This is a genomic window from Brachybacterium kimchii (genome assembly GCF_023373525.1).
Taxonomy (GTDB): Bacteria; Actinomycetota; Actinomycetes; order Actinomycetales; family Dermabacteraceae; genus Brachybacterium; species Brachybacterium kimchii.
Genome location: NZ_CP097218.1, coordinates 1048623 through 1075136, shown reverse-complemented (window position 1 = coordinate 1075136; position 26514 = coordinate 1048623). Strand labels below are relative to the sequence as shown.

Here is a 26514-nt window from a genome sequence, read left to right as displayed (position 1 = left end):
ACATGTCCGAAACCGTGAAGATGCCGGCACTCGGCGAGTCCGTCACCGAGGGCACCGTCACCCGGTGGCTCAAGTCCGTCGGTGACACCGTCGAGGTCGACGAGCCCCTGCTCGAGGTCTCGACCGACAAGGTCGACACCGAGATCCCCTCCCCCGTCTCGGGGACGATCGAGAAGATCCTGGTCGAGGAGGACGAGGACGCCGAGGTCGGCGCCGATCTCGTCCTGATCGGCGACGGCTCGGGCTCGGGCGACTCCGACTCCGGGGACTCGGGTGCGAGCGAGGACGCGTCGCAGGACGGCGGTGAGGACCTCGCCTCCGACGAGACCGCCGCCCCCTCGACCGAGCAGTCCGCCTCCGAGCAGCCCGCCTCCTCCGACGACTCCGACTCCTCCGAGGACGAGGGCTCGGCGGATGCGGCCCCGGCAGGCGGCTCCGCGAGCGGCACCGAGGTCTCCATGCCCGCGCTCGGCGAGTCCGTCACCGAGGGCACCGTCACCCGCTGGCTCAAGTCGGTCGGCGACAGCGTCGACGAGGACGAGCCGCTGCTCGAGGTCTCGACCGACAAGGTCGACACCGAGATCCCCTCGCCCGTCGGCGGCACGCTGCTCGAGATCCGCGTCCAGGAGGACGAGGACGCCGAGGTCGGCTCCGTCATCGCCGTCATCGGCGACGCCTCCGGCGCCTCCTCCGCCCCGGCCGCCCCGGCGGCCGCTCCCCAGGAGGAGCCCGCGCAGGAGGCGGCGGAGGAGCCTGCGGAGAAGGCCGAGCCGAAGCCGGAGGAGAAGGCGGAGTCGAAGCCCGCTGAGAAGACTCCCGAGCCCGCCCCGGCACCCGCTGCCGCGCCCGCCGCGTCGTCGAGCCCGGCCCCGAAGGCCGCTGACGCCGTCTCCGGCGCCGAGGCCTCCGGGTACGTGACGCCCCTCGTGCGGAAGATGGCGGCCGATGCGGGCGTCGACCTGTCCACGGTGACCGGCTCCGGTCTCGGCGGCCGGATCCGCAAGCAGGACGTCCAGAAGGCGATCGACGAGCAGAAGGCGGCGTCCGCCCCGGCCGCGGCGCCCGCCGCCGCTCCGGCGTCGGCGGCCCCGTCCGGCCAGGCGCCCAAGGTCGAGGTCTCCCCGCTGCGCGGCACCGAGGAGAAGATGTCGCGTCTGCGCAAGATCGTCGCCTCGCGGATGGTCGAGTCCCTGCAGACGCAGGCGCAGCTGACCACGGCGGTCGAGGTCGACATGACCCGCATCGCGAAGCTGCGCACGCAGGCCAAGGACTCCTTCGCCCAGCGCGAGGGCGCCAAGCTGACCTTCCTGCCGTTCATCATGCAGGCGGCCGTCGAGGCGCTGAAGACGTACCCGAAGCTGAACGCGGAGATCGACGGCGACGTCATCAAGTACCACGGCTCCGAGAACATCGGCATGGCCGCGGACACCGATCGCGGACTCGTGGTCCCGGTCATCAAGAACGCCGGCGACCTGAACCTGGCGGGCCTCGCGCGCCAGATCGGCGAGCTGGGGTCGAAGGCCAAGGGCAACAAGCTCGGTCCGGACGACCTCCAGGGCGCGACCTTCACGATCACGAACACCGGCTCCGGCGGCGCCCTGTTCGACACCCCGATCGTGCCGAACCCGCAGGTCGGCATCCTGGGCTGCGGCACCATCGTCAAGCGTCCCGCGGTGATCACCACCGAGGAGGGCGACGAGGTGATCGCCGTCCGTTCGATGATGTACCTGTTCCTCTCCTACGACCACCGCCTGGTCGACGGCGGGGACGCGGCGCGCTTCCTGTCCTTCATGAAGCAGCGCCTCGAGGGCGGGGCCTTCGGGTCCGAGCTCGGCCTGTGACGGTCTGATCCGCTGCGGCTGATCCGCTCCGGCGGACCGCACCGCGAGAGCCCGGCACCGTGATCGGTGCCGGGCTCTCGCGCGTCTCGGGGCGTTCCTGCCGGGCGCTCGCGGACTAGGCCTCGACGGGGCGTGCGGCGCGCACCCGCCAGCTGCCGTCCTCGCGGACGAGGTCGAGGACGACCTCCTCCTCGCCGGCCGCGGGCCGGACCACGACCGCGCCGTCGCTCGTGGTGAGCCGCAGCTCGCCCTGGTCGAGCGTGGCCCGGACACGCGCGGTCCCGTCCTGTTCGTCGAGCCGCTCGATCTGCGCGCTCGTCACCGCCGGCCCCTCCCCCTCCACCTCGACGCCCTGGTAGGCGTCGCGCAGTGCCTCGTCCTGCGCGGCGGCGGGACTGCCCTGGGCGCACACGGTCGTCTCCGCCTGTCCCGTCACGTAGCGGTGGCGGCCGAGCGCGAGCTCCTGCACGAGCGCACGGGGGTCGTCGACCCCGGTCGCCTCCGCCACGGGCGCGTCGGCGGGGGCGGAGGAGGCGGTCCCGGAGGACGCCGAGGTCTCGGTCGCCACCGGAGTCTCGGACGGCACCGGGGACGCGACAGGCGCCCGAGCGTCGCGGTGGACCAGTGCGGCGCCGACTGCTGTCGCGCCGCCCCCGAGCACGAGCACGGCGGCAGCGGCCACGAGCACCATGCCGCGCCGCGGAACCCACCAGCGCGGGCGCCGATGGCGGGTGGGACCGCTCCGTCCGCGGGCCGGGCGCCGCCCGCGGAGGGATCTCGGCGAGAGGCCCCGTGGTGCGGGGTCATGGGCCTCCGGGCCGAGGATTCCCTCGTCGGACACGAAGGCCTGCGTCGGGTCCGTGCCGCGTGCGAGACGCGCCCGCCACCCCTCGGACCACGCCGGGGGCGGCGCGGGCGCGGGAGGGGCCGGAGCGGCCGGGGACGCAGGAGAGGAAGGAACCGATACGGGAGGAGGAGACGGTGCGGCGGGCGCGGGCGCCGGCGAAGCGGTCTCCTTCGCGGCGTGGGCCGTCGTGTGTCCTGGGAGCGTGTCGAGCCGCCTGCGCAGCGTGCGTCCCTGATCCTCGAGCACGGAATCGAGCCAGTGCTGGTCCTGCATGCGGGCACCCACCGACCCCTCGCGCCGCAGTGCGCGCAGGTCCGAGATCACCACCGTGCCGTCGGGCCTCGCCCCCAGCCCCGCGCCGGGCGCGAGACCGACCACCCAGCCGCGCGCATGCAGTGCGCTCACGAGGCCTTCGAGGTCCTCGCGGGCATCGTGCAGCGCATGCCGCTCGAGCGTGGGCGGTGTCGACTCCTCGGGTTGGGCCCGGCGCCTGCCGCCGCCCAGGCGCAGCGGAGCATGCGGCTCCAGGAGCAGCCCGGCCGGGTCCTCGCCCCGCAGCCGCGGCGCCGCCCTCACCCCGTCCGCCCCGAGGTCGTCCAGAAGGCGCGCGACGTCGCGCAGATGCGCCCTCTCCTCGCGCGTGGTGGCACGCACCCGGCACCATCGCCTCCCGTCCCGCTCGACCAGCAGCACCTCCTGGTCGCCGTGCGAGGAGACGACGGCGAGCACGGCCTCGGACGGCTCCTCGCCGCCGGCCTCGGGCTCCTCATGCGCAGTCATGGGCTCAGTGAACACCTGCGCGCGGCCCGCCCCTCCCCGTCATCCACAATCCGCAGGCAGCGGGGCGGAGGCACGATCCCCCGGAGCCGCGCAGGGCGGGTCCTGGACGCGTCCGTCGGCCGGGCCCCTCGGCGGTACGCTGGAGGGCGTGCTCGACGTCATCCGCCTCGGTTTCAGCGAAGACCTCCCCGGAGGGGACCAGCACGACGAGTTCGGGCTCCCGCCGGGCCCCGTCGATTACCACGCCGCCTGGGACGTGCAGAGGCAGGTCCACGCCGATGTCGTGGCCGGGCGTCGGCCGAACTCGCTGATCCTGCTCGAGCACCAGAGCGTCTTCACCGCCGGCAAGCTCACGTCCGAGAACGAGCGCCCCCGCGACGGCGCCCCCGTGGTCGACATCGATCGCGGCGGCAAGATCACCTGGCACGGTCCCCAGCAGCTCGTCGGATACCCGATCGTCACCCTCCCCGCGCCGATCGACGTCGTCGGCTTCGTGAGGGCGCTCGAGCAGGCGCTCATCGGCGTGGCCGCGGCGTTCTCGCTCGAGACGGTGCCGGTCGAGGGCCGCAGCGGGGTCTGGGTGGTCCGCGAGGGCGAGGAGGACCGCAAGCTCGCAGCGATCGGGATGCGCGTCTCCAAGCGCACGACGATGCACGGCTTCGCCCTGAACTGCGCGAACGACCTCTCCTGGGCCGAGAACGTCATCCCCTGCGGGATCGACGACGCCGGGGTGACGAGCCTGAGTGCGGAGCTCGGCCGGAGGGTTCCGGTCGCCGAGGTCATCGACGTCGCCGAGGCCGCCATGACCGATCTCGTGGCGGAGCGCACGTCGGCGCGCTCACGCTGACGCGGCCGCGCGGCGCGCGCGCCACTAGACTGGACCGACACCGCGAACGGAGGAGGAACGCGTGACGATCGCTCCCGAGGGACGCCGTCTGCTCCGCGTCGAGGCACGCAACGCCGAGACCCCCATCGAGCGCAAGCCCGAGTGGATCAAGACCCGCGCCGTGATGGGCCCGGAGTACACCGCCATGAAGAAGCGGGTGCACGGCCGCGGCCTGCACACCGTGTGCGAGGAGGCGGGCTGTCCCAACATCTTCGAGTGCTGGGAGGACCGCGAGGCCTCGTTCCTCATCGGCGGTGATCGCTGCACGAGGCGCTGCGACTTCTGCGACATCGCGACGGGCAAGCCCGATCCGCTGGATCCGATGGAGCCCTTCAAGGTCGCCGAGTCCGTCAAGGAGATGGGCCTGCGCTACTCGACCATCACGGGCGTGGCCCGCGACGACCTGGCCGACGGCGCCGCCGGGCTGTTCGCCGAGACCTGCACGCAGGTGCACGCCCTGAACCCCGGCTGCGGGGTCGAGCTGCTGATCGACGACATCAAGGGCTCGGACACGGCGCTGCAGAAGGTCTTCGACGCGCGCCCCGAGGTCTTCGCGCACAACCTCGAGACCGTGCCGCGGATCTTCAAGCAGATCCGCCCGGCCTTCCGCTACGAGCGCAGCCTCTCGGTGCTCTCGATGGCGAAGTCGGCCGGCATGATCACGAAGTCGAACCTGATCCTCGGCATGGGCGAGACGCCCGACGAGGTCGTCGACTCCCTGCAGAGCCTGCACGACGCCGGCTGCGACATCATCACGATCACGCAGTACCTGCGCCCCTCGAAGCTGCACCACCCCATCGACCGCTGGCTCAAGCCCCAGGAGTTCGTCGAACTCTCCGAGATGGCCGAGGAGATGGGATTCCTCGGCGTCATGGCGGGGCCGATGGTGCGCTCCTCGTACCGCTCGGGCCGACTGTGGGCGCAGGCGATGAAGAAGCTCGGCCGCGAGATCCCCGAGAACCTCCGGCACCTCGACCAGGACACCCCCGCCCGGCAGGAGGCGGCGAGCGTGGTCGCTCGCATGTCCGCCGCGCAGGCGGGCTGACACCTCATTTAGGAAGAACCATGGCACGCACCAAGGACACGGACGCCACCGCGGCGAAGCCCAAGAAGCAGGGCCGCATCAAGCAGATGGTGGAGGTCTTCAAGGTCACCCAGGAGGCCGACCGCTCGACCCTGCCCTGGATGATCGGCGCGCTGGTCGTCTCGATCCTCGTGCTGACGATCCTCAGCAAGCTCATCCTGGGCATGGTCTGGTACGGGATCTTCCTGGGCATCGCCGTGGGTCTGCTCGCCGCGATGTTCATCCTCGCGCGCAAGGCGGAGTCCGCCGCGTTCAACCGGATCAAGGGCCAGTCCGGCGCTCCGCTCGCGGCCATGCAGTCCATCCGCCGCGGCTGGAACGTCGAGGAGGAGCCCGTGCAGATGGACCCGCGCTCGCAGAAGATGATCTTCCGCGCCTCCGGCCGCGCAGGCGTCGCGATCGTCGCCGAGGACGGCTCGGGCCCCTCGATGCGGATGCTCGAGAAGGAGACCCGTCGGGTCAAGCGCGTGCTGAACAACGAGCCGATCCCGATCCACCGGATCGTCGTGGGCGACGGCGAGGACCAGACCCCGCTGCACAAGCTCCCCTCGTACCTGACGCGCATGAAGAAGACGCTCACCAAGGACGAGTCCGCTGCCGTGGGCAAGCGCCTCGCGGCCCTCACGCCCTCGCTGCGCACCGCGGTCCCCAAGGGCATCGATCCCACGCGCACCCGCGGCGTGAGCAAGAAGGCCATGATGCGCGGAGGGCGCTGAGCCCTCCCGCCTCGGCGCTCACGTCCGAGCGCGTCCCGCGACCACCCGCCCCCCCCCCCGCCGCCCTGCCGTCCACGACTGCACGGACGGCGGGGGCGTTCGCGTGCCGTGAGGGAGCGTGAGGCCGCGAACGCCGTGCCGCGTCGTCCGCCGGGCCAGTCGTGATCGGCCCGCGCCGAGGCCGTTACCGTTCCGTGATATTCGTTATCCAAACGTGATGTGAATGGAAGTGCAGGTCAGGGCGTTGATTCCGGCGGCTGGTGGGCAGCGAGGGGGCCGGGTCGCGAGTGTCGGGAGGACCGCGCCGAGCGCGTGAGGGCGGGGTGAGCGGAGGACGGCTGCGCCCTCCCCCGTCCTCGCCGGTGCCGTGACGGACACGCGGGCGTCCACGCCGGCTGCGCGGCATCGCGGTCGCGCCCCCGGGTCGGCACCGGGGGTCGAAGGCTCTGTCAGGCGCGGACGACGGCCGTCGCCGCGGCGACGTCGTGCAGGGGCTGGCGATCGCGGTTCCAGATGATCCCCGGGATCACCAGGAGCAGCAGCGCGGTCCGCAGGAGGGAGCGCACGAGGATCGGCATCCGGCCCGCGACCGGCGTGACGCGCACACGCATGACGAGCTGTCCGACGGTGAGGCCGAAGAGGCTGATGAGCAGGATGTTCTCCGCAGCGAAGAGGGCGAGCGTGGCCATCGGCGCGCCCTTCGCGGTGAGCTGCGAGACCAGCAGGCACAGCCCCCAGTCGATCAGCAGCGAGAGCACGCGGCGACCGAACGGCGCGACCGATCCCGAGCCCTCGGCCGGAAGCCCCAGACGGGAGCCGGGGACGTACTCGGCATCCACCGGCGGGCCCTCGAGCCAGGCGCCCAGATCCTTGCGTTCGATCACCGCCCCAGCCTACTGAACTCCTCTCCGAGGGCGGCGCGCGCACGCGCTCGCGAGGCCGTGAGAGCGGCCACGGGGACCGCTGCGAGGGCGCGTCGACCCGTCCGCAGGGCCGGTCGGCCGCTGTGCCGACGCCGGTCCGCGGCGCCGTCGGGCCCTCCGGCGGGCGCGGGGACCTCTCGGGCGCGCGTCCTAGACTTAGGGGAGCAGGGTCGCGGTCCGCCGCGATCCAGGACGGCGGTCAGCATCGCGCGCGTCGTCCGGTGACCGCCCCCAGGGGTTCAGCAGCGCATGCGGGAGCATGCGGATGGAGGAGACGTGTTCAGCAATCCCAGTGAGGCCATCAAGTTCATCGAGGAGGAGGGCGTCGAGTTCGTCGACATCCGCTTCTGCGACCTCCCCGGTGTGATGCAGCACTTCAACGTGCCGGCGAGCACCTTCGACGAGGACGCCATCGCGACCGGCCAGCTCTTCGACGGCTCGTCGATCCGCGGCTTCCAGGCGATCCACGAGTCGGACATGAAGCTCGTGCCGGATCTCGACACCGCGTACGTGGATCCCTTCCGCGAGCGCAAGACGCTCGTCATCAACTTCTCGATCGTCGACCCGTTCACCGATGAGCCGTACTCGCGCGACCCGCGCACCGTCGCCACCAAGGCCGAGGAGTACATGCGCTCGACGGGCATCGCCGACACCGCGTTCTTCGCGGCCGAGGCGGAGTTCTACATCTTCGACGACATCCGCTTCAAGACCGAGATGCAGGGCGCGAGCTACCACATCGACTCGGACGAGGCCTCGTGGAACTCCGACCGCGACGAGTCGGACTTCGGCGGCAACCAGGGCTACAAGACCCGCGTCAAGGGCGGGTACTTCCCGGTCTCCCCCAACGACCAGATGGCGGACCTGCGCGACGAGATGGTCGTGCGCCTGCACGAGGTCGGCCTGAACGTCGAGCGCGCGCACCACGAGGTGGGCACCGCCGGCCAGCAGGAGGTCAACTACACCTTCGACACGCTGCGCAAGGCCGCGGACGACGTCATGAAGTTCAAGTACGTCATCAAGAACTCGGCCTGGGAGAACGGCAAGACCGCCACCTTCATGCCCAAGCCCCTGTTCGGCGACAACGGCTCGGGCATGCACACCCACCAGTCGCTGTGGAAGGACGGCGAGCCGCTGTTCTACGACGAGCGCGGCTACGGCGGCCTCTCGGACCTTGCCCGCTGGTACATCGGCGGCCTCATCGAGCACGCCCCCTCGCTCGTGGCCTTCACCAACCCCACGGTGAACTCCTTCAAGCGTCTGGTGCCCGGCTTCGAGGCGCCCGTGAACATGGTCTACTCGGCGCGCAACCGCTCGGCCGCGATCCGCATCCCGGTGACCGGCACCTCCCCGAAGGCCAAGCGCCTGGAGTTCCGCGCGCCCGACCCGTCGGCGAACCCGTACCTGTCCTTCGCCGCGCAGCTGATGGCGGGCCTGGACGGCATCCGCAACCGCATCGAGCCGCCGGAGCCGATCGACAAGGACCTCTACGAGCTGCCTCCGGAGGAGCACGCGCAGATCAAGCAGCTGCCCGAGTCCCTCGGCGCCGCCCTGGACGCCCTCGAGGCGGATCACGAGTACCTCACCGAGGGCGACGTGTTCCCCCAGGACCTCATCGAGACCTGGATCAGCTACAAGCGCGAGAACGAGATCGACCCGTTCCGCTTCCGCCCGCACCCCTTCGAGTTCGAGCTCTACTACGACATCTGAGCCGACCCCTGCGGTGATCTGACGAACCGGCCCTCGACCTGCGGCGACGCATGTCGGGGGCCGGTTCGTCACGTCCGGGTGCGATGAGCGGGGCGTGCACTGGATACGATCGCTGCATGCCCGAGCGCGTCCTGCCCTCACGCACCCCGTACGCGCTCGCCCTGCGCTGGCTCGTGCACGTGCTGCTCTACCTGCTCGTGGTGGTCGTCGCCCTGCGCACCCTGGGCGATCTGCCCTCCGCGAGCGCCTTGGCCCGCCTGGTGCTGCTGCTCGTGCTCGTGAGCGTCTACTCGATCGGGGCTCGCCGGACCGCCGGGCGCGGCGCCGACCACCGCGGATCGTGGCGAGCGCTCGGCCATCTCCTGCCCGCGGTCCTCGCCTGGGCCGCGTGCCTCGCCCTCACCCCCGATGCGACGTGGATCGCCTTCGGACTCGACTTCGCCGTCCTCTACGCTCTGCCGCTCGCCGGCGGGATCGTGGGCCTCGTCCTGGTCACGGCGATCGCCGTCGGAGGGTTCGCCGCCTGGCAGGGCGCACTTCCGGTCGCGGGCGTCGTGGGCCCCGTGATCGGCGCCCTCGTGGCACTCGCGGTGGTGCTCGCGGTGCGCGCCCTCCAGGAGGAGATCGACGAGCGGACCCGCCTCGCGCGCGATCTCCTCGCCGCGCAGGAGGATCTCGCGCGCACCCAGCGCGAGGCGGCCCGCGCGGAGGAGCGCACGCGCATCGCCCGCGAGCTGCACGACACCGTCGCGCAGTCGGCGCTGTCCATCCAGATGCTGCTGGACGCCTCGCGCACCGCGCTCGAGGGCGGTGACTCCCCCACTGCCCTCGGACACCTGGGCGAGGCCCGGAGGACGGCCGCGCTCACGAGCCGGCAGACCCGCTCCTTCGTCGACCAGGACGCGGCCGACGAGCGCGAGGGCATGGGCCTCGAGGAGCGCCTGCGCGCCGTGATCGATGAGTCGGCGCCCGCGGCAGGAGCCTCTCCCGTCGTCTCCCTCCGCTGCGAGCTCGACCCCGGGACGCCGGGCCTCGTGCCGGAGCGCACCGCGAGCGGCCTCGAGCGGATCCTGCGCTCGCTGCTGGGCAACGTCCTCCAGCACGCCGACGCCGCCCGCGCCGTCGCGACGCTCTCCGTGCAGGACGGCGACCTGGTCCTCGACGTGGTCGACGACGGCGTGGGGATGGCGCCGGGGAGTCCCGAGGGAGCCGCCGAGGGCTTCGGGCTGCGCACGGTGAGGGCGCGCGCCCGGGCGCTCGGAGGCGCCATGGCCCTCGAGAGCGCCCCCGGTGAGGGGACGGCGGTGCAGGTCCGCGTGCCGCTCGGCGCACCGCCGACGCGCGCAGGCGCAGCCGACGGGCACGACGAGCGGACGACGAACGAGGAGGGAGAGCAGCGATGATCCGGATCCTGGTGGCCGACGACCACGCGATCGTCCGCCGCGGCCTGGTCTGGGTGCTCGACGCGCACGAGGACCTGCAGGTGGTCGCCGAGGCCGACTCCCCCGAGGCCGCCCGTGACCGTGCCCGGCGCGGTGACGTCGACGTGGTGCTCCTGGACCTGCAGTTCACGACGAGCCGTCTGCGCGGCAGCGCCGTGATCCCCGATCTGCGGGCGGTGGAGGACCCGCCCGCCGTCGTCGTGCTCACCACCTACGACAACGACCAGGACGTGCTCGAGGCGATGGAGGCGGGAGCCTCCGGCTACCTGCTCAAGGACTCCTCGCCCGAGGAGCTGGCGACCGCGGTGCGGCGCGCCGCGCTCGGCTCCCGGGTGGTCGACGAGCGGGTGCGCTCCCGCCTGGACCCCACGGGACCCGAGGCGCTCAGCGAGAGGGAGCGGGAGGTGCTGCTGCTGGTGGCCGCGGGCCGCACGAACGCGCAGATCGCCGCCGAGATGTTCCTGTCCCAGGCGACGGTCAAGACGCACCTCGTGCACGTCTTCGACAAGCTCGGGGCGGGCAGCCGCACCGACGCGGTCGCCAGAGCGCGGGCGCGAGGGATCCTGCGGCCCGACGGCTGAGCGGGGGTGAGGGGACGCCGCCGGCCGCCGACCGGGCGCGGGCGGATCAGCCGAGGGCGTCGATCCCGCCGAGCCCGCCCTTGGACTTCAGCAGCGAGACCAGCAGCTGCTGGGGCTGGCTGCAGGTCTCGAGGACGCAGTCGTCGGCCTCGAAGGCCCAGATGCGGCGCAGCGCCGTGAAGGCCTCGAACTCCTCGGGGCCCGTCTTCAGCGGGACGACGGAGTATCCGCCGGCCTCGGGGAGATGGATGATGAACGCACCCGTGAGCTCGGGCATCTCGCGCACGGTGCCGTCCTCGTCGAGCAGCGCCTCGGCGTTGACGACGGCGACGCCCTGCAGCGCGTAGTCACCGCGCACCTTCTTCGAGGTCTTGATGTCGCCGCTCAGCAGTGCGCCGCCGACCCGGACGATGCAGTCCGTGGTGCCCGCGTAGCCCACGGTGTGGTTGACGACCGTCTGCTCGACCTCGACGAACTCGGGCTGGAACTCCTCGAGGAACCTTCCGTAGCCGTCCAGGCGCACCGCCGCGCGCGCGAGGAGGTCCTCGGCGCTGGGCTCCCTCGCGAAGGCGCCGTCCTCACGGCGCATGTCCTCGGCGATCGCGGAGACCTGGTCGGGCGTCGGCCGCTCACCGGCGCGCCCCCATTCCTCGCAGGCGGCATGCACGAGGGTGCCGAACTCGGAGGCGATGCGGGTGTGCTCCTCGGCCGCCGCGGCGATGCGCTTCTGCGTGGCCCAGCGATCGCGCGAGACCCGGGAGATCTCGGAGGCGGCGCGATCGGGGTTGCGGTCCAGCCAGGCGTACATGTCCAGCGCCCGCTTGGAGGCCATGGTCGCGTACCAGCCCTGCAGATGGTCCTTCGCGCGCATCCCGGCGACCGTGGTGATCGAGGGATAGACCGGCTTGCCGTCCGGCTCGATGCGGTACATGCGCCCGCGCGCGGTCTGCTCGCTCAGCTTGGGTGTGGTCATGGCTCCTCGGAGGGACGACGGACGGGACGGCCCTGCTCAGCGTACGGCGTCGGCCGTCTGCGGGCGGGACGCTGTGGACGGGCGAGCGGAGGATGTGTGCTCGCTCTCCGTGCGCGCCCCGCCCCGCCCGCGATCCCGACGGGACGGGTCCGATCAGTCGCCGTCCCCGAAGATGATCTCCTCGGCGACCGTGCGCGCATGGCGGGTCGCGCGCAGGTAGTTCTCCTCGAGCTCGGAGGCGCTCCCCTCGTCGCCGTCCACGAGCACGGCGACCGCGTACAGGTCGATGCGGTCGGCGGGCAACACGTCGCCCTCGCGGCCGCGCCACAGGAAGATCGCGCGGCGCATCTGCCAGGCGAGCGTCCAGGCCCCCGTGAGGTCCTCCTGCTGCCGCGGGGTGAGCAGCTCCGCGTGCCGGGCCTCCTCGAGGATCCGCAGGGTGGTGGTGCTGCGCAGCTCGGGGACGTCGTGCGCGTGCTCGAGCACGAGCAGCTGGGCGACCCACTCGACGTCGGTCATGCTGCCGCGGCCGAGCTTCAGATGGCGGGCGGGATCCGTGCCGCGGGGCAGGCGCTCGGACTCCACGCGCGCCTTCATGGTCGCGATCTCCCTGCGGGCCGGCTCTCCGAGGCCGCCGCGGGGATAGCGGTGGAGGTCCATGGCGGCCTCGATCTGCTCCTGCAGATCCCGCGAGGCGACCACGACGCGCGCGCGCACGAGGGCCTGCTTCTCCCAGGTCAGGGCGTCGCGCCGGTAGTAGTCGCGCCAGGCGTCGAGGCTGCGGGCGAGCAGTCCGTTGCGCCCCTCGGGGCGCAGGTCGGCGTTGACCTTCATGTCCGCGCCCGCCGAGGGCGCGTTGAGGATCCGCTGCACCTGGGTCGCGATCGCGACCGCGATCGTGCCCGCCTGCTCCCCCGCGCCGCGGTCGACGAAGACGAACTGGACGTCGGCGTCGGAGGCGTAGCCCATCTCCCGGGCCCCGAAGCTGCCCATCGCCACGAGGGCCATCTCCACGCCGAGCGCCCGCGAGGGGTCCGAGCGCCGCTCGCGCAGGTCGCGGGCGCTGAGCTCGAGGTCGTCGCGCACGGGGGCGACGTCCTCGCCGATCGCCCCGCGCTCGCGCGCGACCGCGTGGTAGGCGACCAGCAGGCCCGCCTCGAGGACGGCCTCGGCGAGGTCGGTGAGGCCGCGGGCGGCGGCGCGCGCGTCGAGCAGGCCCAGCAGATGCGCCATGGAGATCCGCAGCAGCTCGCGCAGTCGGGCGCGTCGCAGCAGGTCCTGCGCGGATTCGATCGAGTCGACGCGGCGGATGACGGCGAGGAACTCCTCGTGCAGCTTCTCGCGGCTCAGCGGCCGCAGGGTGTCGTCGCGACCCAGCCAGCGCACGGCTTCGGGGACCTTCTCGAGCTGCTCGCCGACGAACCGGGAGCTCGAGAGCACGCGGGTCAGGCGCCGGGCGGCGACGCCGCTGTCGCGCAGCAGGGCGAGGTACCAGTGCGCGGAGCCGATGGTGTCGGACAGCCGCCGGAAGGCGAGCAGGCCCAGGTCGGGATCGATGCCGTCGGCGAACCATTCGAGCAGCGCCGGGAGCAGCTGGCGCTGGATCGCGGCGCGCCGGGAGATGCCCTCGGTGAGCGCCCGGATGTGGTCCACGGCCCGGCGCGGGTCCCGGTAGCCGATCGCCGCCAGCCGCGCCCGCGCGGACTCGGCCGAGAGCCGCACCTCGTCGTCGCTGAGCTGCGAGGAGGTCAGCAGCAGCGGCCGGTAGAAGATCTCCTCGTGCAGCTGGCGGACGCGACGCCGGGTGCGCTCGTAGACGCCCCGGAAGTCCTGCGGCGCGATGTGGACGCTGCGCGCGAGGCGCCGCAGGTCGGCCTCCGCCGTGGGCAGCACCTGGGTGCGGCGCATCCGATGCAGCTGCAGACGGTGCTCGACGGTGCGCAGGAAGCGGTACGCGCCGTCGAGCTCGACGACGTGGCGACGCGAGATGTAGCCGCCCGCACCCAGGCGCTCGAGGGCCGGCAGCGTGCCGCGCACGTGCAGGGACTCGTCGGTGCGCCCGTGGACCATCTGCAGGAGCTGCACGGTGAACTCGACGTCGCGCAGGCCCCCCGGGCCGAGCTTGATGTTGCGGTCGGCCTCCGCGTGCGGGATGTGGGCGATGACCCGTCGGCGCATGGCGCGGCTGTCCTCGACGAAGCCGTCGCGGGTGGCGGCCTGCCAGATCCAGGGCTCGACCATCTCCTCGAAGGCGCGGCCGAGCTCCGCGTCGCCGGCGACGAAGCGTGCCTTCAGCAGGGCCTGGAACTCCCAGGACTCCGCCCAGCGCTGGTAGTACCGGCGGTAGGAGTCCAGGGAGCGCACGAGCTCGCCGTCCTTGCCCTCGGGCCGCAGGTTCGCATCGACCTGCCACAGGGACCCCTCGCCGGTGCGGTCCGCGCACACCCGGGCGAGCTCGCGGCAGAGCGCGGAGCCGACGGCGGTCATGGTGCGCTCGTCGACGTCCTCGGCGGCGGGCGCCGCGACGTAGACGACGTCCACGTCGGAGATGAAGTTCAGCTCGCGGGCCCCGGTCTTGCCCATCGCGAGGACCGCGAGGCGCACCGACTCCTGGTCGTCGACGGCCGTGCGGGCGATCGCGAGCGCGGCCTCGAGGGACGCCCCCGCGAGGTCGGCGAGGGAGGCGGAGACGAAGGGCTGGATGGCGACGGGGTCGGGAGCGGTGACGTCGGCCGCGGCGATCTGCAGGAGCCGCTCGTGGTAGGCGATGCGCAGGGCGTCGCGGCCCTCGCGGCCGCTGAGCGAGGCGAGCGGGATCTCGGCGCCCGCGACGGCGCCGACCGCGCCGAGCATGCGCGCGCGGACGTCCGCCGCGTCGAGCGTCAGCGTGTCCTCGTCGCTGTGCAGGGCGACGGCCCGATCGGGGTGGCGGGTGAGGAAGTCGCCGAGCGCCGCCGAGGTGCCCAGCACCCGGATCAGCCGCTCCCCCGGGCCGCCGCGCTCCCCGACGCTGCCAAGCAGCTCGCCGAGCTCCCGCTCGCGGCCCGCCTCGAGGGAGGCCTCCGCGAAGCGGAGCAGGCCGAGCACGGCCTCGTCGGGATCGGGGACGCGGCCGATGGCCTCCGCCGCCCGGGGGCCGAGGCCCGCGAGGGCGGGCTCGGCGAGGAAGCGCTGGACGCGGTCGGTGCGGGTGAAGCCGAGGCGCGCGAGTGCTCCGGTCGTGCTCGGCGGCTCGGCCGACGAGGACGCGGCCGACGACGAGGGGGACGGGGATGGGGGCTGCGGGGTCATCCTGCGAAGAAGGAGGTCTCGAGCTCCCGCGAGGTGACCTGTTCGCGGTAGCGCCGCCACTCGTCGTGCTTGTTGCGCAGGAAGAACTCGAAGACCTGCTCGCCGAGGGTCTCGGCCATCAGCTCGCTGCTCTCGAAGACCTCGAGCGCGCGGTAGAGGTCGGTGGGCAGCGGCTCGATGCCCATCGTGCGGCGCTCGCGGTCGGTGAGCTCCCAGACGGTGTCCTCCGCGCCCTCGGGCAGCTCGTACTCGTCCTCGACGCCCTTCATTCCCGCGGCGAAGAGCACGGCGAAGGCCAGGTAGGGGTTGCACGACGAGTCGGTGCCGCGGAACTCGACGCGCGAGCTGGTGCCCTTGGTGGGCTTGTGGAACGGCACGCGCACCAGCGCCGAACGGTTGTTGTGGCCCCAGGTGATGAAGCTCGGCGCCTCCTGCGCGCCCCACAGGCGCTTGTAGGAGTTCACGAACTGGTTGGTGACGGCGCAGTACTCGGAGGCGTGCCGCAGCAGACCGGCGATGAACTGGCGCCCGGTGCGCGAGAGGCCGTACTCGGCGCCGGGCTCATGGAAGGCGTTGCGGCCGCCCTGGAACATCGAGAGATGGGTGTGCATGCCCGAGCCGGGATGCTCGATCATCGGCTTCGGCATGAAGGTCGCCACCTGGTCCATGCCCAGGGCGACCTCCTTGACCACGGTGCGGAAGCTGAGGATGTTGTCCGCCGTGGTGAGCGCGTCGGCGTAGCGCAGGTCGATCTCGTTCTGCCCGGGCCCGTTCTCGTGATGGGAGAACTCGACCTGGATGTTCATCTGCTCGAGGTACTTGATGACCGTGCGGCGGAAGTCCTGGCCCTGCCCCTTGTGGACGTGGTCGAAGTAGCCGGCGTTGTCGACGGGCTGCAGCGGGCGCCCCGGCGCCCACGGCTCCTTGAACAGGTAGAACTCGATCTCGGGGTGCGCGTAGAGGTCGAGCCCCTGGGCCGCGGCCCGGTCGGCGACCTGTCGCAGCACGCGCCGCGGGTCCGACGCCGCGGGCTCGCCGTCGGGCGTGAGGACGTCGCACATCATCCTGCCGGTGCCCTCGACCTCGCCGCGCCACGGCAGCATCTGGAAGGTCGCGGGGTCCGGACGCAGCAGCATGTCGGACTCATAGGCCCGGGTGAAGCCCTCGATCGTGGAGCCGTCGATGCCGATGCCCTCGTCGAAGGCGGTCTCGAGGTCCTCCGGGGAGATCGCGATGGACTTCAGCGTCCCCACCACGTCGCAGAACCAGAGGCGGATGAACCGCACGTCCTTCTCGGCGACCGTGCGCAGGACAGCATCGTGGTGGCGTTCCATGGGACCAGTGTGCCGCATGGGTGCGCTCCGGCGGCCCGTCCCACGTGGCAGTGGAACCGTGCGGGCGCGCAGACGACGAGAGGGGCGGGCACCGCGCGGTGCCCGCCCCTCTCGTGGTGAGGCTCTCGAGGCTCAGCCTCAGGAGTCCATACCCGTCTGCAGCAGATCGATGCGGAACTCGCCGTCGTCGTCGCGGGCCATGTAGAGCTTCTGGTCCCCGGCGCCGCTGACGGTCACGACGATCGTGTCGCTGCCCTTGGGCGTGGTCTTGAAGTCGACCTGGTCGATGTACTTGGCGATGTCATCCGGGTAGCTGCCCGATGCCTGCTTCAGGGTGCTCGCACAGGTGTCGTCGGTGAGCCCCATGGAGTCTTCCTTCTTGACGTACTTGCACGCCTTCTCGTAGTCGTCGTCGTCCATGGCGACGTAGAAGCTCTTGAGGTTCTTGACGGCGGCCTTCTCGTCGCTCTTCGTGATCTCCTTGCCGGAGGAGTCGTCGGAGGAGGAATCGTCCGAGGCGCTCGAATCGTCGCTCGCCGAGTCGTCCGAGCTCTCGTCCGAGGCGGAGGAGTCGTCGGAGGTCGAGGAGTCGTCCGAGGCCTCGTCCGAGCTGGTGTCGTCGGCGGCCGACGAGTCCTCGTCGCTGCTGCTGTCGGAGTCCGTGGACTCCCCGGCCTTCACCTTGCCGCCGCCGTCGTCGCCCGACGCGTCGTCGGAGCTGCTGCCGCCGCACGCGGCGAGCGAGAGCGCCAGCGCGAGCGAGCCGGTCCCCACGGCGAGGCCCTTGGCGATTCCTCGGATCCTGGTCTTCATCGTTCTACCCCTCGTGATTCGGTGAGTGCCGGCCACGGACGTGGCCGCCGAGTGACTGAATACTTGCATGGACCCTGGGAGCCCGCCATGGGGAGAAGTGCCCATGGGACGGGGCACCGGACGTCGGCCCCGCGAGCAGGTCGCACCGGCGCCCGCCGGAGAGCGCCGCGGCGGCTAGGCTGGGACGGCCCTGCCGCCGCCGGCAGGCCCCGCATCCGTCGCCGCCCCGTGGAGGATCCCCGTGAACACGTCTGCCGTCCCGATGCCCTCCGAGCGGTCCCACCGCCCCGCGAAGGTGCGACTGCGCCATCTGCAGGAGGCGAAGGAGGCGGGACGCACGTTCTCGATGCTCACCTCGTACGACGCGCTCAGCGCGCAGGTCTTCGAGGAGGCCGGGATCGACGTGCTGCTGGTGGGCGACTCCGCCGGCACCACCGTGCTCGGCTATGACTCGACCGTGCACACCACCCACCAGGACATGCTGACCTTCACCGGCGCCGTCTCCCGCGCGGTGCGTCGCCCTCTGGTGGTCGCGGACCTCGCGTTCGGGACCTACCAGGTCGACGCCGCCGAGGCCGTGCGCCACGGCGTCGAGCTCCTGCGCGCGGGCGCCGAGGCCGTGAAGCTCGAGGGCGGCGCCGCGCGCGCCGACACCGTCCGCGCGCTGGTCGACGCCGGGATCCCGGTCATGGGCCACCTGGGCTTCACGCCCCAGTCGGTCAACGCCCTCTCCGGGCACCGCGTGCAGGGTCGCGATCACGCCGCCGCGGACAGCCTCGCCGAGGACGCCCGGGCCCTGCAGGACGCGGGCGCCTTCGCGATCGTCCTCGAGCTCGTGCCCAGCGAGGTCGCCGGGCGCATCACCGAGTTCCTCGAAATCCCCACGATCGGGATCGGCGCCGGCCCCGACTGCGACGGGCAGGTGCTCGTGTGGCAGGACATGGCGGGTCTCTCCGGCTTCGAGGGCCGCTTCGTGCGCCGCTTCGCCGATCTGCGCGGCGAGCTGCTGCGCGCGGCGAGCGACTACCGCACCGCCGTCGAGAGCAGGGAGTACCCCACGGCCGAGCACTCCTTCGAGTGAGCTCCTCACTCGGGTGACGGCCGTGGGGACGCCTCACTCCTCGTCCCAGTCCTGGTCCTCGCCCTCCCAGGCCTCGTTCCGCTGGGCGGCGGTCCTCAGCGCGGACGCCGCCTTCTCGCGGGTCGCGTAGGGACCCATGAGCTCGCTGCCCGAGGACTGCTTGCCCTCCTCGACCTCGCCGGTGTCCATGTTGTAGTAGAACTCGCTCTGGCTCATCGACTGCTCCTGACTGTGCGGTGAGAGACTGCCCCCATGACTGTAGAGCAGCGATGGATCCGTCCGGAGGGCCGCGAGGTCCTGGTCCCCGGGAGGGTGGGCCCCTCGCGGGCGGTGCCGGCCTCGATCGAGCGTCCGGAGTACGTGGGCAAGGACGAGGCGGTCTCCGATTCCGGCCCCCGCGTGCAGAGCGCGGAGATCATCGAGCGCATGCGCGAGCCCTCCCGGATCGCCGCTCTCGCGCTGCAGGCCGCGGGCGAGGCCGCCGTCCCCGGTGCCACGACCGACGACATCGACGCCGTCGTCCATGACGTCATGGTCTCCCACGGCGCCTACCCCTCGACGCTCGGCTACCTGGGCTTCCCGAAGTCCTGCTGCACGAGCCTCAACGAGGTCGTGTGCCACGGCATCCCCGACTCGACGGTCATGCAGTCCGGCGACATCCTCAACGTCGACGTCACCGCCTTCAAGAACGGCGTGCACGGGGACACCAACGCCACCTTCCTCGTCGGCGAGGTCGATCCCCGCGTCGCCGAGCTCGTCGAGCGCAGCGAGGAGGCCATGATGCGCGGGATCCGCGCAGGCCGCGCCGGGAGGCAGGTCAACGTGATCGGCCGCGTGATCGAGAAGTACGTGGGCCGCTTCGGCTACGAGTCCGTGCACGACTTCACGGGCCACGGCGTCGCCGAGGGCTTCCACAACGGCCTGGTGATCCCCCACTACGACTCCGCGCCGATGTTCGACGACGTGATCGAGCAGCGCATGACCTTCACGGTCGAGCCGATGGTCACGCTCGGCTCCCAGGACTGGGAGCAGTGGGACGACGGCTGGACGGTGGTCACGAAGGACCGCTCCTTCACCGCCCAGTTCGAGCACACGCTCGTGATCACCGACGACGGCTACGAGCTGCTGACCGTCGTCTGACCACGCGCGGCACGGCATCTCGGCATCCGCCCCGCGCGTGTCCTGCACGCGGGCGATGTCCGGTTGATCCCGTCGCTCTGTCACACTGTCCTCAGCTCGCGGGCACCGGCCCGGACGGAGCGCCATCGGAGGGCCCGCATTGCTCGGATCGCGGCCCGTGCGAGGAGAGATCATGAGCAAGGAAGCATTCGGCATCGACATCGGCGGCAGCGGCATCAAGGGCGCCCCGGTCAATCTCAAGAAGGGCAAGCTCGCCGACGATCGGCTGCGCATCCCCACCCCGCAGCCCTCGGTGCCCGACGCGGTCGCCGACACCGTCGCCCAGCTCATCGGCTCCTTCGACATCGACGAGGACATGCCGGTGGGCGTCACGTTCCCCGCCGTCATCCAGCACGGCGTCGCCAAGACCGCGGCGAACGTCGACGACTCCTGGATCGGCACCGACGTGGACGCGCTGCTCACCGAGCGCACGGGCCACGACGTCTTCGTGGTCAACGACGCCGACGCCGCCGGCATCGCCGAGATGGAGTTCGGGGCGGGCGCCGGCCAGAAGGGCGTCGTGCTGATGACCACGCTCGGCACAGGCGTGGGCAGTGCGCTGTTCAACGACGGCGAGCTCGTGCCGAACACCGAGCTCGGCCACATCCTGTACAAGGGCGAGAGCTACGAGAAGTACATGGCCGACTCCGCGCGCGAGCGCAGCCACCTGAGCTGGGCGGAGTGGGCCGAGAGGCTGCAGGGCTACTACGAGCTGCTCGAGTTCCTGTTCACGCCCGACCTGATCATCGTCGGCGGCGGGGTCTCGAAGAAGCACGAGAAGTTCCTCCCGCTGCTGGACCTGGAGGCCCCGATCGTCCCCGCGGGGCTGCGCAACGAGGCCGGGATCATCGGCGCCGCCGTGCTCGCCCGCAAGGAGCGGAAGAAGGCCAAGAAGGGCAAGAAGAAGGACTGACCTGTATGTCCGAGGGAAGCAGCCGCACGGGGCATCCGTGCGGTGCGGCGCCGGGGCGGACCAGCCGGCCTGTAAGCCGGGTTCTGTGATCGGCAGTCATCCCTCTCGGATCGCCGTTGCCGACGACCTCCAGCGGCCTACCCGGGGACTCGGTCCGGCGACCTGCGTGCGTCCCCTGTCTGGCCTTGCTCCCGGTGGGGTTTACCGTGCCGGCCCTGTCACCAGGACCGCGGTGGTCTCTTGCACCACCCTTTCACCCTTACCGGCCCGCAGCACGAGGCTGCGGGCAGGCGGTCTGCTCTCTGTGGCACTGTCCCGCGGATCGCTCCGGGTGGGTGTTGCCCACCACCGTGCCGGAAGGAGCCCGGACTTTCCTCGGCTCCGCGGCGCATCCCGGAGGATGCGCACGAAGACGCGACTGCCCGGCCGACTGGTCCGCCCACGATCCTAATGCCCCGCGGGCACTGCCCCGCACCACGGGATCCGCCTCACCCCATCACCCTCACCACCCCTGGAAGGACCGCCTGGTGCTCATCCTGCTGCCGCCGTCGGAGACCAAGACCCGACCGGAAGCATCCGCTCCTCCCCTGGCTCTCGACGAGCTCGCGCATCCCCCGCTGCAGGTCCCTCGCGAGCGCATGCTGCGCGCCGCGCGCGCGACCGCTCGGGGTCGCACGGCCGCGGAGGACCTCGGCGTCCCCGCGAGCGCCCCGGATCTGGTCGAGCGCATGGCCTCGATCGACGAGGAGCCCGCGGCCGCCCCGCTCTCCGTCTACTCCGGGGTGCTCTTCGACCAGCTCGGCGACGCCCGTCCCGGCCCGGACCGTCGCGTGCTCGTGCAGAGCGCCCTGCTGGGGCTCGTCGACGCGGGAGCCGATCGGATCCCGGCCTACCGGCTCTCCGCCGGCTCGCGCGTGCACCGGCTCGGGAAGGCGGCCTCGTGGTGGCGTGCGCATCTCTCGCCGCTCGTGCCGGGCATCCTCGAGGAGGTCGCGGCCTCGCCCTCGCCCTTCGTGCTGGACTGCAGGTCCGGCTCCTATCGCACGATGATGCCCGTGAAGGCCCGTGCAGGGGTGCACGTCCTCGAGGTCGCGCCCGTGAAGGAGGCGGGCGGGAAGCGCACCGTGATCTCGCACGACGCCAAGCGCTTCCGCGGCCTGCTGACGCGCGCCCTGCTCGAGGATCCGCGGCCCCTGCCCGACGAGGATGCGCTCATCGCGTTCCTCCAGGAGGCCTTCGCAGGGCGGCTCGGGATCGAGATCGAGGGCAGTCGTCTGGTGCTCGTGGACCGCGGGCAGTAGCGGCGGAGGCCGGAGCGGCTCGGGCCCGGCGATCGATCCGGGCGGTTCGATCGGGGCTGATCGCTCAGCGCCGCTCTGTGCTCTGCTCAAGGAGTGCGCGCACGGCATCGGCGGTCTCCTCGAGGTCGCCGCGCGCGTCGACGCTCTGCATCTGCGGCCGGGCGCCGCGCATCGCGTCGAGGGACGCGAGCAGGCGCTCGGCGTCCCCCGGGCCGACGAGGCGGGCGTTGACCGCCTGCTCCGGCCTCGCGGGGTCCGTCGCACGGGCGGCCAGGCGTGCGGCGAGCGTGCGCTCGTCGACCTCCAGGAGGAGCTCCCGGAACTCGGCGCCCGCGCGGGCGGCCGCCGCCTCGAGCTGCTCGGGGAAGGCGGTGCGGGCGAGGTACTGGCCGAGGATCACGTCCTGCCCCGCATCGAGCTGGACGTCGATGAGGGCGAGCGCGAGCTCCCGGGCACGCATTCCTGAGGCCGCGGTGTCCTCCTCCCAGCCGCCGAGCGCGTGCTTGAGCTGGTCGACGTCCACGGCGAGGGTCAGCGGACGGTCCTCGGCGAGCAGCCGCGCGAGCGTCGACTTGCCGGCGCCGGGCGCTCCGTTGAGCAGGACGAGGCGGGGCGTGCGTCCGGGCGCGGCGGGAGGCATGGGCTCAGTGTGCGCGGCCGGTGGAGGCGCCGCGGGCGCTGGGCGCATCGGGGACGGCGGGGCCGGCGCGGCCGGTCCACGGGTCGGTGGAGAGCTCGGAGATGCTCACGGCGATCCCCGGCAGCGCGGCGGCGAGGAGCTCGCGGGCGAGCGGCAGCCAGAGTGCCTCGCTCGCCGCGTGGGCGACGTCGATGAGGGCGGGCACCGCCCCCTCGTCGGCCGCGGACTCGAGGTGCTCGAGCGCCGGGTGATGGCGCAGGTCGGACGTGATGAAGACGTCGGCGCCGCTCGCGGCCGCCGTCTCCAGCAGGGAGTCGCCGGCGCCCGGGCAGACGGCCGCGCGGCGCACGCGCCGCTGCGGGTCGCCGGTGAAGCGCACGCCCTGAGCGGTCGCCGGGACCAGGGCGGCGATGCGGTCGGCCAGGGAGGCGACGGTGCTCGCATCCTCCGTCCCCGCCTCCCCCAGCGAGCCGACGACGCCGAGGCCGATGAGCTCCGAGCCGTGCGCGGCCTGCGCAGTCTCGCCGTCCGTCGGCCCCGCCGCGAGGGGCCGCACGTCCTCGAGGCCGAGCGCGCGGATCCAGGCGCCGACAGTGCCGAGGCTCGAGCGGTCGACGTTGGTGTGCCCGCACCACAGGGACATCCCGGCGCGGACGAGCTCGGTGACGACCGCGCCCTTGCCGGTGTCTGAGGCCAGGAAGGACGCGCCGCGCAGCAGCAGCGGGTGATGGGTCACCAGCAGCTGCGCGCCCGCCGCGCGCGCCTCGCGCACGACGGCGACGGTCGGGTCGACGGCCAGGTGCACGCGGTCCACGGAGTGAGCCGGATCCCGGCGGTCGCCGACGACGAGCCCGGGACGGTCCCAGTCCTCCGCCCAGCGCAGCGGATAGGCGCTCTCGAGGACCTCGAGCACCTCGGCGAGGGTGCGGCCGGAGTCGCCGCCGTTCATGCGCGGGCCCCCTCGAGGGGCCCGCCGGCCTCGATGACCGCGGCGTGCAGCGCCTTCCAGGACATGAGGACGCACTTCACGCGGTTGGGGAACTTGGAGGCGCCGACCAGGGCGACCGCATCGCCCAGCAGGTCCTCGTCGCCCTCCTCGCGTCCGCGTGAGTGCATGACGGCGTCCATGTGCTCGGAGACGGGCTCGATCTCCCGCAGGGTCCGGCCGATCACGAGATCGCTCATCGTCGAGGCCGAGGCGCGGCTCATCGCGCAGCCGGTCGCGTCGTAGGAGACGTCCTCGATGCGCGGGTCCTCGGGGTCGCCCGCGAGGTGCACGCGCAGGGTGATCTCGTCCCCGCAGGTGGGGTTCACGTGATGCACCTCCGCTTCGTAGGGCTCGCGCAGGCCCGCGTGGAGGGGCCGCTTGTCGTGCTCGAAGACGATGTCGGTGTACAGGGAGGTGAGGTCCATGGGAGCTCCTCTCACTCGAAGCGGGCGAAGAAGTCGATGACGGCGCCCATGCCCTCGACCAGCGCGTCGACCTCCGCGGGCGTCGTGTACACGGAGAAGGTCGCGCGGGTGGTCCCGGCGAGGCAGTACCTGCGGTGCAGGGGCCAGGCGCAGTGGTGGCCGACGCGCACCTCGACGCCGCGGGCGTCGAGCACCTGGCCGACGTCGTGCGGGTGGCGGCCCGCGAGGTCGAAGGAGACGGCTCCGGCGCGCTCGACGTCGAGAGAGGGTCCGATGATGCGCACGCCGGGCAGCTGCTCGAGGCCCTCGATCGCGCGGCGGGTGAGATCGCGCTCGTGGGCCGCGACGGCTTCCATGCCCAGGGCGTCGAGGTAGTCGCAGGCGGCGGCGAGGCCGACGGCCTGGCTGATCGGCGGGGTGCCGGCCTCGAAGCGGGCGGGCGGCTCGGCGAAGGTGGTGCGCTCCATCGTGACGGTCTCGATCATCGAGCCGCCCGTGAGCACCGGGGGCAGCTCCTCGAGCAGCTCGCCGGCGCCCCAGAGCACGCCGATCCCCGTGGGGCCCAGCATCTTGTGCCCGGAGAACGCCGCCGCATCCACGCCCAGTGCGGGGAGGTCGATCGGCATGTGGGGCACCGACTGGCAGGCGTCGAGCACCACGAGCGCGCCGACGGCGTGGGCCTTCGCCGCGAGCTCGGCGACCGGGTTCACCGTTCCCAGCACGTTCGACTGGTGGGTCAGTGCCAGCACCTTCGTGCGCTCGGTGAGGAGCGATTCGAGCCCGGAGAGGTCCAGGCGGAAGTCCTCGCCCAGGGGGATCCAGCGCAGGGTGGCGCCGGTGCGGCGGGCGAGCTCCTGCCAGGGGACGAGGTTCGCGTGGTGCTCCATCTCGGTCACGAGGATCTCGTCGCCCTCGCGCACGCGCAGATGCTCGGGGGCGGTGGGGTCGCCGAGCGCGAGGGCGAGCACGTTCAGCGCCTCGGTCGCGTTCTTCGTGAAGGCGATCTGCTCGGGACGGGCCACGCCGACGAACGCGGCGATCCGGTCACGGGCGCCCTCGTAGGCGTCGGTCGCGGCCTCGGCGAGGCGGTGCGCGCCGCGTTTGACGGCGGCGTTGTCGCGGGTGAGGAAGTCGACCTCGGCGTCGATGACCTGCCGGGGGCGCTGGGAGGTCGCTCCCGAGTCGAGGTAGACGAGCGGGGTCGTCCCGTCGAGCATCCGGTCGAGGATCGGGAAGTCCCCGCGGATCGCGGCGACGTCGAGCGGTGCAACAGCGGTGGGCGCCTGGGGCGCGGGCATACGGAGCCTTCCGACGCGAAAGGAGCAGCGGGAGGACGACCCCTCGGAAGGAGCACGCGCGCGGCCCGCTGCCTGGTCCTTCAGTATAGGAACGCGGGGTGCGCCGCGGCAGGGTCGGGCCGTGAGAGGGTGTGGCCGTGCCCACGTTCATGTACCTGGTCTTCGGCGTCGTCATCCTCGGCGCGCTCGTCGCCGCGATCATCCGCATGGTCCAGCGCCTGCGGTCCGACGCCGCCGCGCCGCAGCAGCCCCGCACCCCGGCCGAGAAGCAGCACGACGCCCGCACGGCCGTGATCTGGGTCGTGGTCCTCGTGGTGCTGATCGCCGTGCTGCTCGCGGCCTACGCCCTCACGCGCCTGCCCAGCTGAATCGTCGATGGACGAGCAGCCCGGGGACGACGGGCTCACGGCGCGGCTACGCGCGGCAGGGAGCGTCTTCGCCGAGGAGGAGGCCGCTCTCCTGCGCGCGCACGCGCGCGACGCCGACCATCTCGAGGAGTCCGCGTCCCGGCGGATCGCCGGCGAGATGCTCGAGCACGTGCTCGGAGAGGTCGACTTCTGCGGGCTGCGGGTGCAGGTGCGCCCCGGGACCTTCGTGCCGCGCCGACGCAGCCGCCTGCTCGCGCGCCTCGCCGTGGCCGCAGCCTGCACGGCTGCACGTCGGCCGGGCCGCGATCCTGTGCTGCTCGAGCTGTGCGCCGGGGTCGCGCCGATCGCGAGCGTGAGCGCCGCGCGCGTGCCCGGGATCCGCCTGCATGCCGCCGACGTCGACCCGCTGCCGCTCGAGAGCGCGCGGGCGAACCTCCCCGCGAGCGCGCAGCTGCACCTCGGGGACCTCTTCGCGGCGATGCCCGTCGCCCTGCGCAGCACGATCGACGTGATCGCGGCCGTCCCTCCCTATGTCCCGGACGGTGCGCTCGCACTGCTGCCCCGCGAGGCGCGCGAGCACGAGCCGCCGCGGGCCCTGCGCGGCGGGGCCGACGGACTGGACGTGGCGCGCAGGATCCTCGCGGAGGGCCCGTACTGGCTCGCACCGGGAGGCCGGATCCTGCTCGAGATGCATGTGGACCAGGCGCGCACGCTGCGCCGCGAGCATGCGGAGGACGGGACGGCCGGGTCGGTGCTCCGGGTGCATCCCGGGGCCGACGGCCGCACCGCGGTGTGCGAGGTCACGCCGTCACCTGCGGAAACGGGCTTCGAACGGGAATAGACGTGCGCTCGGCGGCGTTGTGAGGGATCGTGGTGGCGCAGCGCCGCCCGATGGACCGTTCCCACGGGGCCGTCACGCAGCGAGCCGCCACCGGCGAGCGAGCGGGACGCGCATGAGGCGCTGCGGCAACGGGCAGATGTGCGAGCTCCGCCTCTCGTGGAGGAGACCACGGAGCACACGCACCGTCCACGTGCAGCTGACGCGCAGATCGCGTCGCGCACCCGCCACCCGCCGCCGGGCACCCCCGGCGGCGCACCGAACC

The 26514-nt window shown here is 72.5% G+C and carries 24 protein-coding genes and 1 other RNA gene; 13 read left to right on the top strand and 12 right to left on the bottom strand.

Going from position 1 to position 26514, the window contains the following annotated elements; genetic code table 11:
- The first annotated feature begins 2 nt into the window (after nt 1-2).
- The gene (gene sucB / locus M4486_RS05310) at nt 3-1841 is read left to right on the top strand and encodes a 2-oxoglutarate dehydrogenase, E2 component, dihydrolipoamide succinyltransferase (protein WP_249480138.1); all 1839 of its coding nucleotides are present in this window, start codon (nt 3-5) and stop codon (nt 1839-1841) included.
- 115 nt (nt 1842-1956) lie between these two features.
- On the opposite strand, the gene M4486_RS05305 is transcribed toward sucB, so the two are convergent.
- The gene (locus tag M4486_RS05305) at nt 1957-3468 is read right to left on the bottom strand and encodes a hypothetical protein (RefSeq protein ID WP_249480137.1); all 1512 of its coding nucleotides are present in this window, start codon (nt 3466-3468) and stop codon (nt 1957-1959) included.
- A gap of 148 nt (nt 3469-3616) precedes the next feature.
- On the opposite strand from M4486_RS05305, the gene lipB reads away from it, so the two are divergent.
- The 3 genes from lipB to M4486_RS05290 all read left to right on the top strand — a co-directional run bounded on the left by lipB (nt 3617) and on the right by M4486_RS05290 (nt 6154).
- A complete protein-coding gene (gene lipB / locus M4486_RS05300) occupies nt 3617-4315 on the top strand; it encodes a lipoyl(octanoyl) transferase LipB (protein WP_249480136.1) in 699 nt (232 codons plus the stop codon).
- 61 nt (nt 4316-4376) lie between these two features.
- Nucleotides 4377-5399 carry a lipoyl synthase gene (gene lipA / locus M4486_RS05295; protein ID WP_249480135.1) on the top strand — a complete coding sequence of 341 codons (1023 nt, stop codon included), beginning with the start codon at nt 4377-4379 and terminating at the stop codon, nt 5397-5399.
- 20 nt (nt 5400-5419) lie between these two features.
- Nucleotides 5420-6154: a DUF4191 domain-containing protein gene (locus M4486_RS05290; protein ID WP_249480134.1), complete on the top strand. Its 735-nt coding sequence runs from the start codon at nt 5420-5422 to the stop codon at nt 6152-6154.
- Between the two features lie 449 nt (nt 6155-6603).
- On the opposite strand, the gene M4486_RS05285 is transcribed toward M4486_RS05290, so the two are convergent.
- Complete coding sequence (locus M4486_RS05285) at nt 6604-7038, bottom strand: RDD family protein (protein ID WP_249480133.1); 435 nt, start codon at nt 7036-7038, stop codon at nt 6604-6606.
- Between the two features lie 315 nt (nt 7039-7353).
- Between M4486_RS05285 and glnA the strand changes: the two genes are divergently transcribed.
- The 3 genes from glnA to M4486_RS05270 all read left to right on the top strand — a co-directional run bounded on the left by glnA (nt 7354) and on the right by M4486_RS05270 (nt 10807).
- Nucleotides 7354-8784, top strand: coding sequence for a type I glutamate--ammonia ligase (gene glnA, locus M4486_RS05280; protein WP_152352907.1), 1431 nt, complete (start codon nt 7354-7356; stop codon nt 8782-8784).
- Nucleotides 8785-8900: 116 nt separating this feature from the next.
- Nucleotides 8901-10187 carry a sensor histidine kinase gene (locus M4486_RS05275; protein ID WP_249480132.1) on the top strand — a complete coding sequence of 429 codons (1287 nt, stop codon included), beginning with the start codon at nt 8901-8903 and terminating at the stop codon, nt 10185-10187.
- Nucleotides 10184-10807, top strand: coding sequence for a response regulator (locus M4486_RS05270; RefSeq protein WP_249480131.1), 624 nt, complete (start codon nt 10184-10186; stop codon nt 10805-10807). The genes M4486_RS05275 and M4486_RS05270 overlap by 4 nt, the downstream gene beginning before the upstream one ends.
- Nucleotides 10808-10853: 46 nt before the next feature.
- Here M4486_RS05270 and M4486_RS05265 read toward each other — a convergent pair whose 3' ends face one another.
- From M4486_RS05265 to M4486_RS05250, 4 genes are all read right to left on the bottom strand, one after another.
- Nucleotides 10854-11780 (bottom strand): PD-(D/E)XK nuclease family protein, encoded by a 927-nt coding sequence (locus tag M4486_RS05265; protein ID WP_249480130.1) that lies wholly within the window; start codon nt 11778-11780, stop codon nt 10854-10856.
- Nucleotides 11781-11933: 153 nt separating this feature from the next.
- The gene (locus tag M4486_RS05260; RefSeq protein ID WP_249480129.1) at nt 11934-15071 is read right to left on the bottom strand and encodes a bifunctional [glutamine synthetase] adenylyltransferase/[glutamine synthetase]-adenylyl-L-tyrosine phosphorylase; all 3138 of its coding nucleotides are present in this window, start codon (nt 15069-15071) and stop codon (nt 11934-11936) included.
- Nucleotides 15068-16405, bottom strand: a complete 1338-nt coding sequence (locus M4486_RS05255; protein ID WP_249480128.1) for a glutamine synthetase family protein — start codon at nt 16403-16405, stop codon at nt 15068-15070. The genes M4486_RS05260 and M4486_RS05255 overlap by 4 nt, the downstream gene beginning before the upstream one ends.
- 138 nt (nt 16406-16543) lie before the next feature.
- Nucleotides 16544-17218 (bottom strand): hypothetical protein, encoded by a 675-nt coding sequence (locus M4486_RS05250; RefSeq protein WP_249480127.1) that lies wholly within the window; start codon nt 17216-17218, stop codon nt 16544-16546.
- Between the two features lie 262 nt (nt 17219-17480).
- Between M4486_RS05250 and panB the strand changes: the two genes are divergently transcribed.
- Entirely contained in the window at nt 17481-18299 is an 819-nt protein-coding gene (panB, locus tag M4486_RS05245; RefSeq protein ID WP_249481071.1) for a 3-methyl-2-oxobutanoate hydroxymethyltransferase, read from the top strand.
- Nucleotides 18300-18332: 33 nt separating this feature from the next.
- On the opposite strand, the gene M4486_RS05240 is transcribed toward panB, so the two are convergent.
- Complete coding sequence (locus M4486_RS05240; protein WP_249480126.1) at nt 18333-18515, bottom strand: SPOR domain-containing protein; 183 nt, start codon at nt 18513-18515, stop codon at nt 18333-18335.
- A gap of 36 nt (nt 18516-18551) precedes the next feature.
- Between M4486_RS05240 and map the strand changes: the two genes are divergently transcribed.
- Both map and ppgK read left to right on the top strand, forming a co-directional pair.
- The gene (gene map / locus M4486_RS05235) at nt 18552-19439 is read left to right on the top strand and encodes a type I methionyl aminopeptidase (protein WP_249480125.1); all 888 of its coding nucleotides are present in this window, start codon (nt 18552-18554) and stop codon (nt 19437-19439) included.
- Nucleotides 19440-19611: 172 nt separating this feature from the next.
- A complete protein-coding gene (gene ppgK / locus M4486_RS05230; protein ID WP_249480124.1) occupies nt 19612-20391 on the top strand; it encodes a polyphosphate--glucose phosphotransferase in 780 nt (259 codons plus the stop codon).
- A gap of 56 nt (nt 20392-20447) precedes the next feature.
- Here ppgK and rnpB read toward each other — a convergent pair.
- An RNA gene (gene rnpB, locus M4486_RS05225) (RNase P RNA component class A) lies at nt 20448-20825 on the bottom strand.
- Between the two features lie 93 nt (nt 20826-20918).
- Between rnpB and yaaA the strand changes: the two genes are divergently transcribed.
- Nucleotides 20919-21692 carry a peroxide stress protein YaaA gene (gene yaaA, locus M4486_RS05220; RefSeq protein WP_249480123.1) on the top strand — a complete coding sequence of 258 codons (774 nt, stop codon included), beginning with the start codon at nt 20919-20921 and terminating at the stop codon, nt 21690-21692.
- A 64-nt stretch (nt 21693-21756) separates the two neighbouring features.
- Here yaaA and M4486_RS05215 read toward each other — a convergent pair whose 3' ends face one another.
- Genes M4486_RS05215 through M4486_RS05200 form a run of 4 tightly spaced genes read right to left on the bottom strand, consistent with a single transcriptional unit; the run spans nt 21757 to nt 25043 of the window.
- Nucleotides 21757-22332, bottom strand: a complete 576-nt coding sequence (locus tag M4486_RS05215; protein ID WP_249480122.1) for an AAA family ATPase — start codon at nt 22330-22332, stop codon at nt 21757-21759.
- 4 nt (nt 22333-22336) lie between these two features.
- Complete coding sequence (locus tag M4486_RS05210) at nt 22337-23281, bottom strand: Nif3-like dinuclear metal center hexameric protein (RefSeq protein ID WP_249480121.1); 945 nt, start codon at nt 23279-23281, stop codon at nt 22337-22339.
- Nucleotides 23278-23745 (bottom strand): Fe-S cluster assembly sulfur transfer protein SufU, encoded by a 468-nt coding sequence (gene sufU / locus M4486_RS05205; RefSeq protein WP_249480120.1) that lies wholly within the window; start codon nt 23743-23745, stop codon nt 23278-23280. The genes M4486_RS05210 and sufU overlap by 4 nt, the downstream gene beginning before the upstream one ends.
- A gap of 11 nt (nt 23746-23756) precedes the next feature.
- Nucleotides 23757-25043, bottom strand: coding sequence for an aminotransferase class V-fold PLP-dependent enzyme (locus M4486_RS05200; protein WP_249480119.1), 1287 nt, complete (start codon nt 25041-25043; stop codon nt 23757-23759).
- A 137-nt stretch (nt 25044-25180) separates the two neighbouring features.
- Between M4486_RS05200 and M4486_RS05195 the strand changes: the two genes are divergently transcribed.
- Complete coding sequence (locus M4486_RS05195) at nt 25181-25411, top strand: hypothetical protein (protein WP_249480118.1); 231 nt, start codon at nt 25181-25183, stop codon at nt 25409-25411.
- 7 nt (nt 25412-25418) lie between these two features.
- Nucleotides 25419-26252: a class I SAM-dependent methyltransferase gene (locus M4486_RS05190; RefSeq protein ID WP_249480117.1), complete on the top strand. Its 834-nt coding sequence runs from the start codon at nt 25419-25421 to the stop codon at nt 26250-26252.
- Nucleotides 26253-26514: the final 262 nt, after the last annotated feature.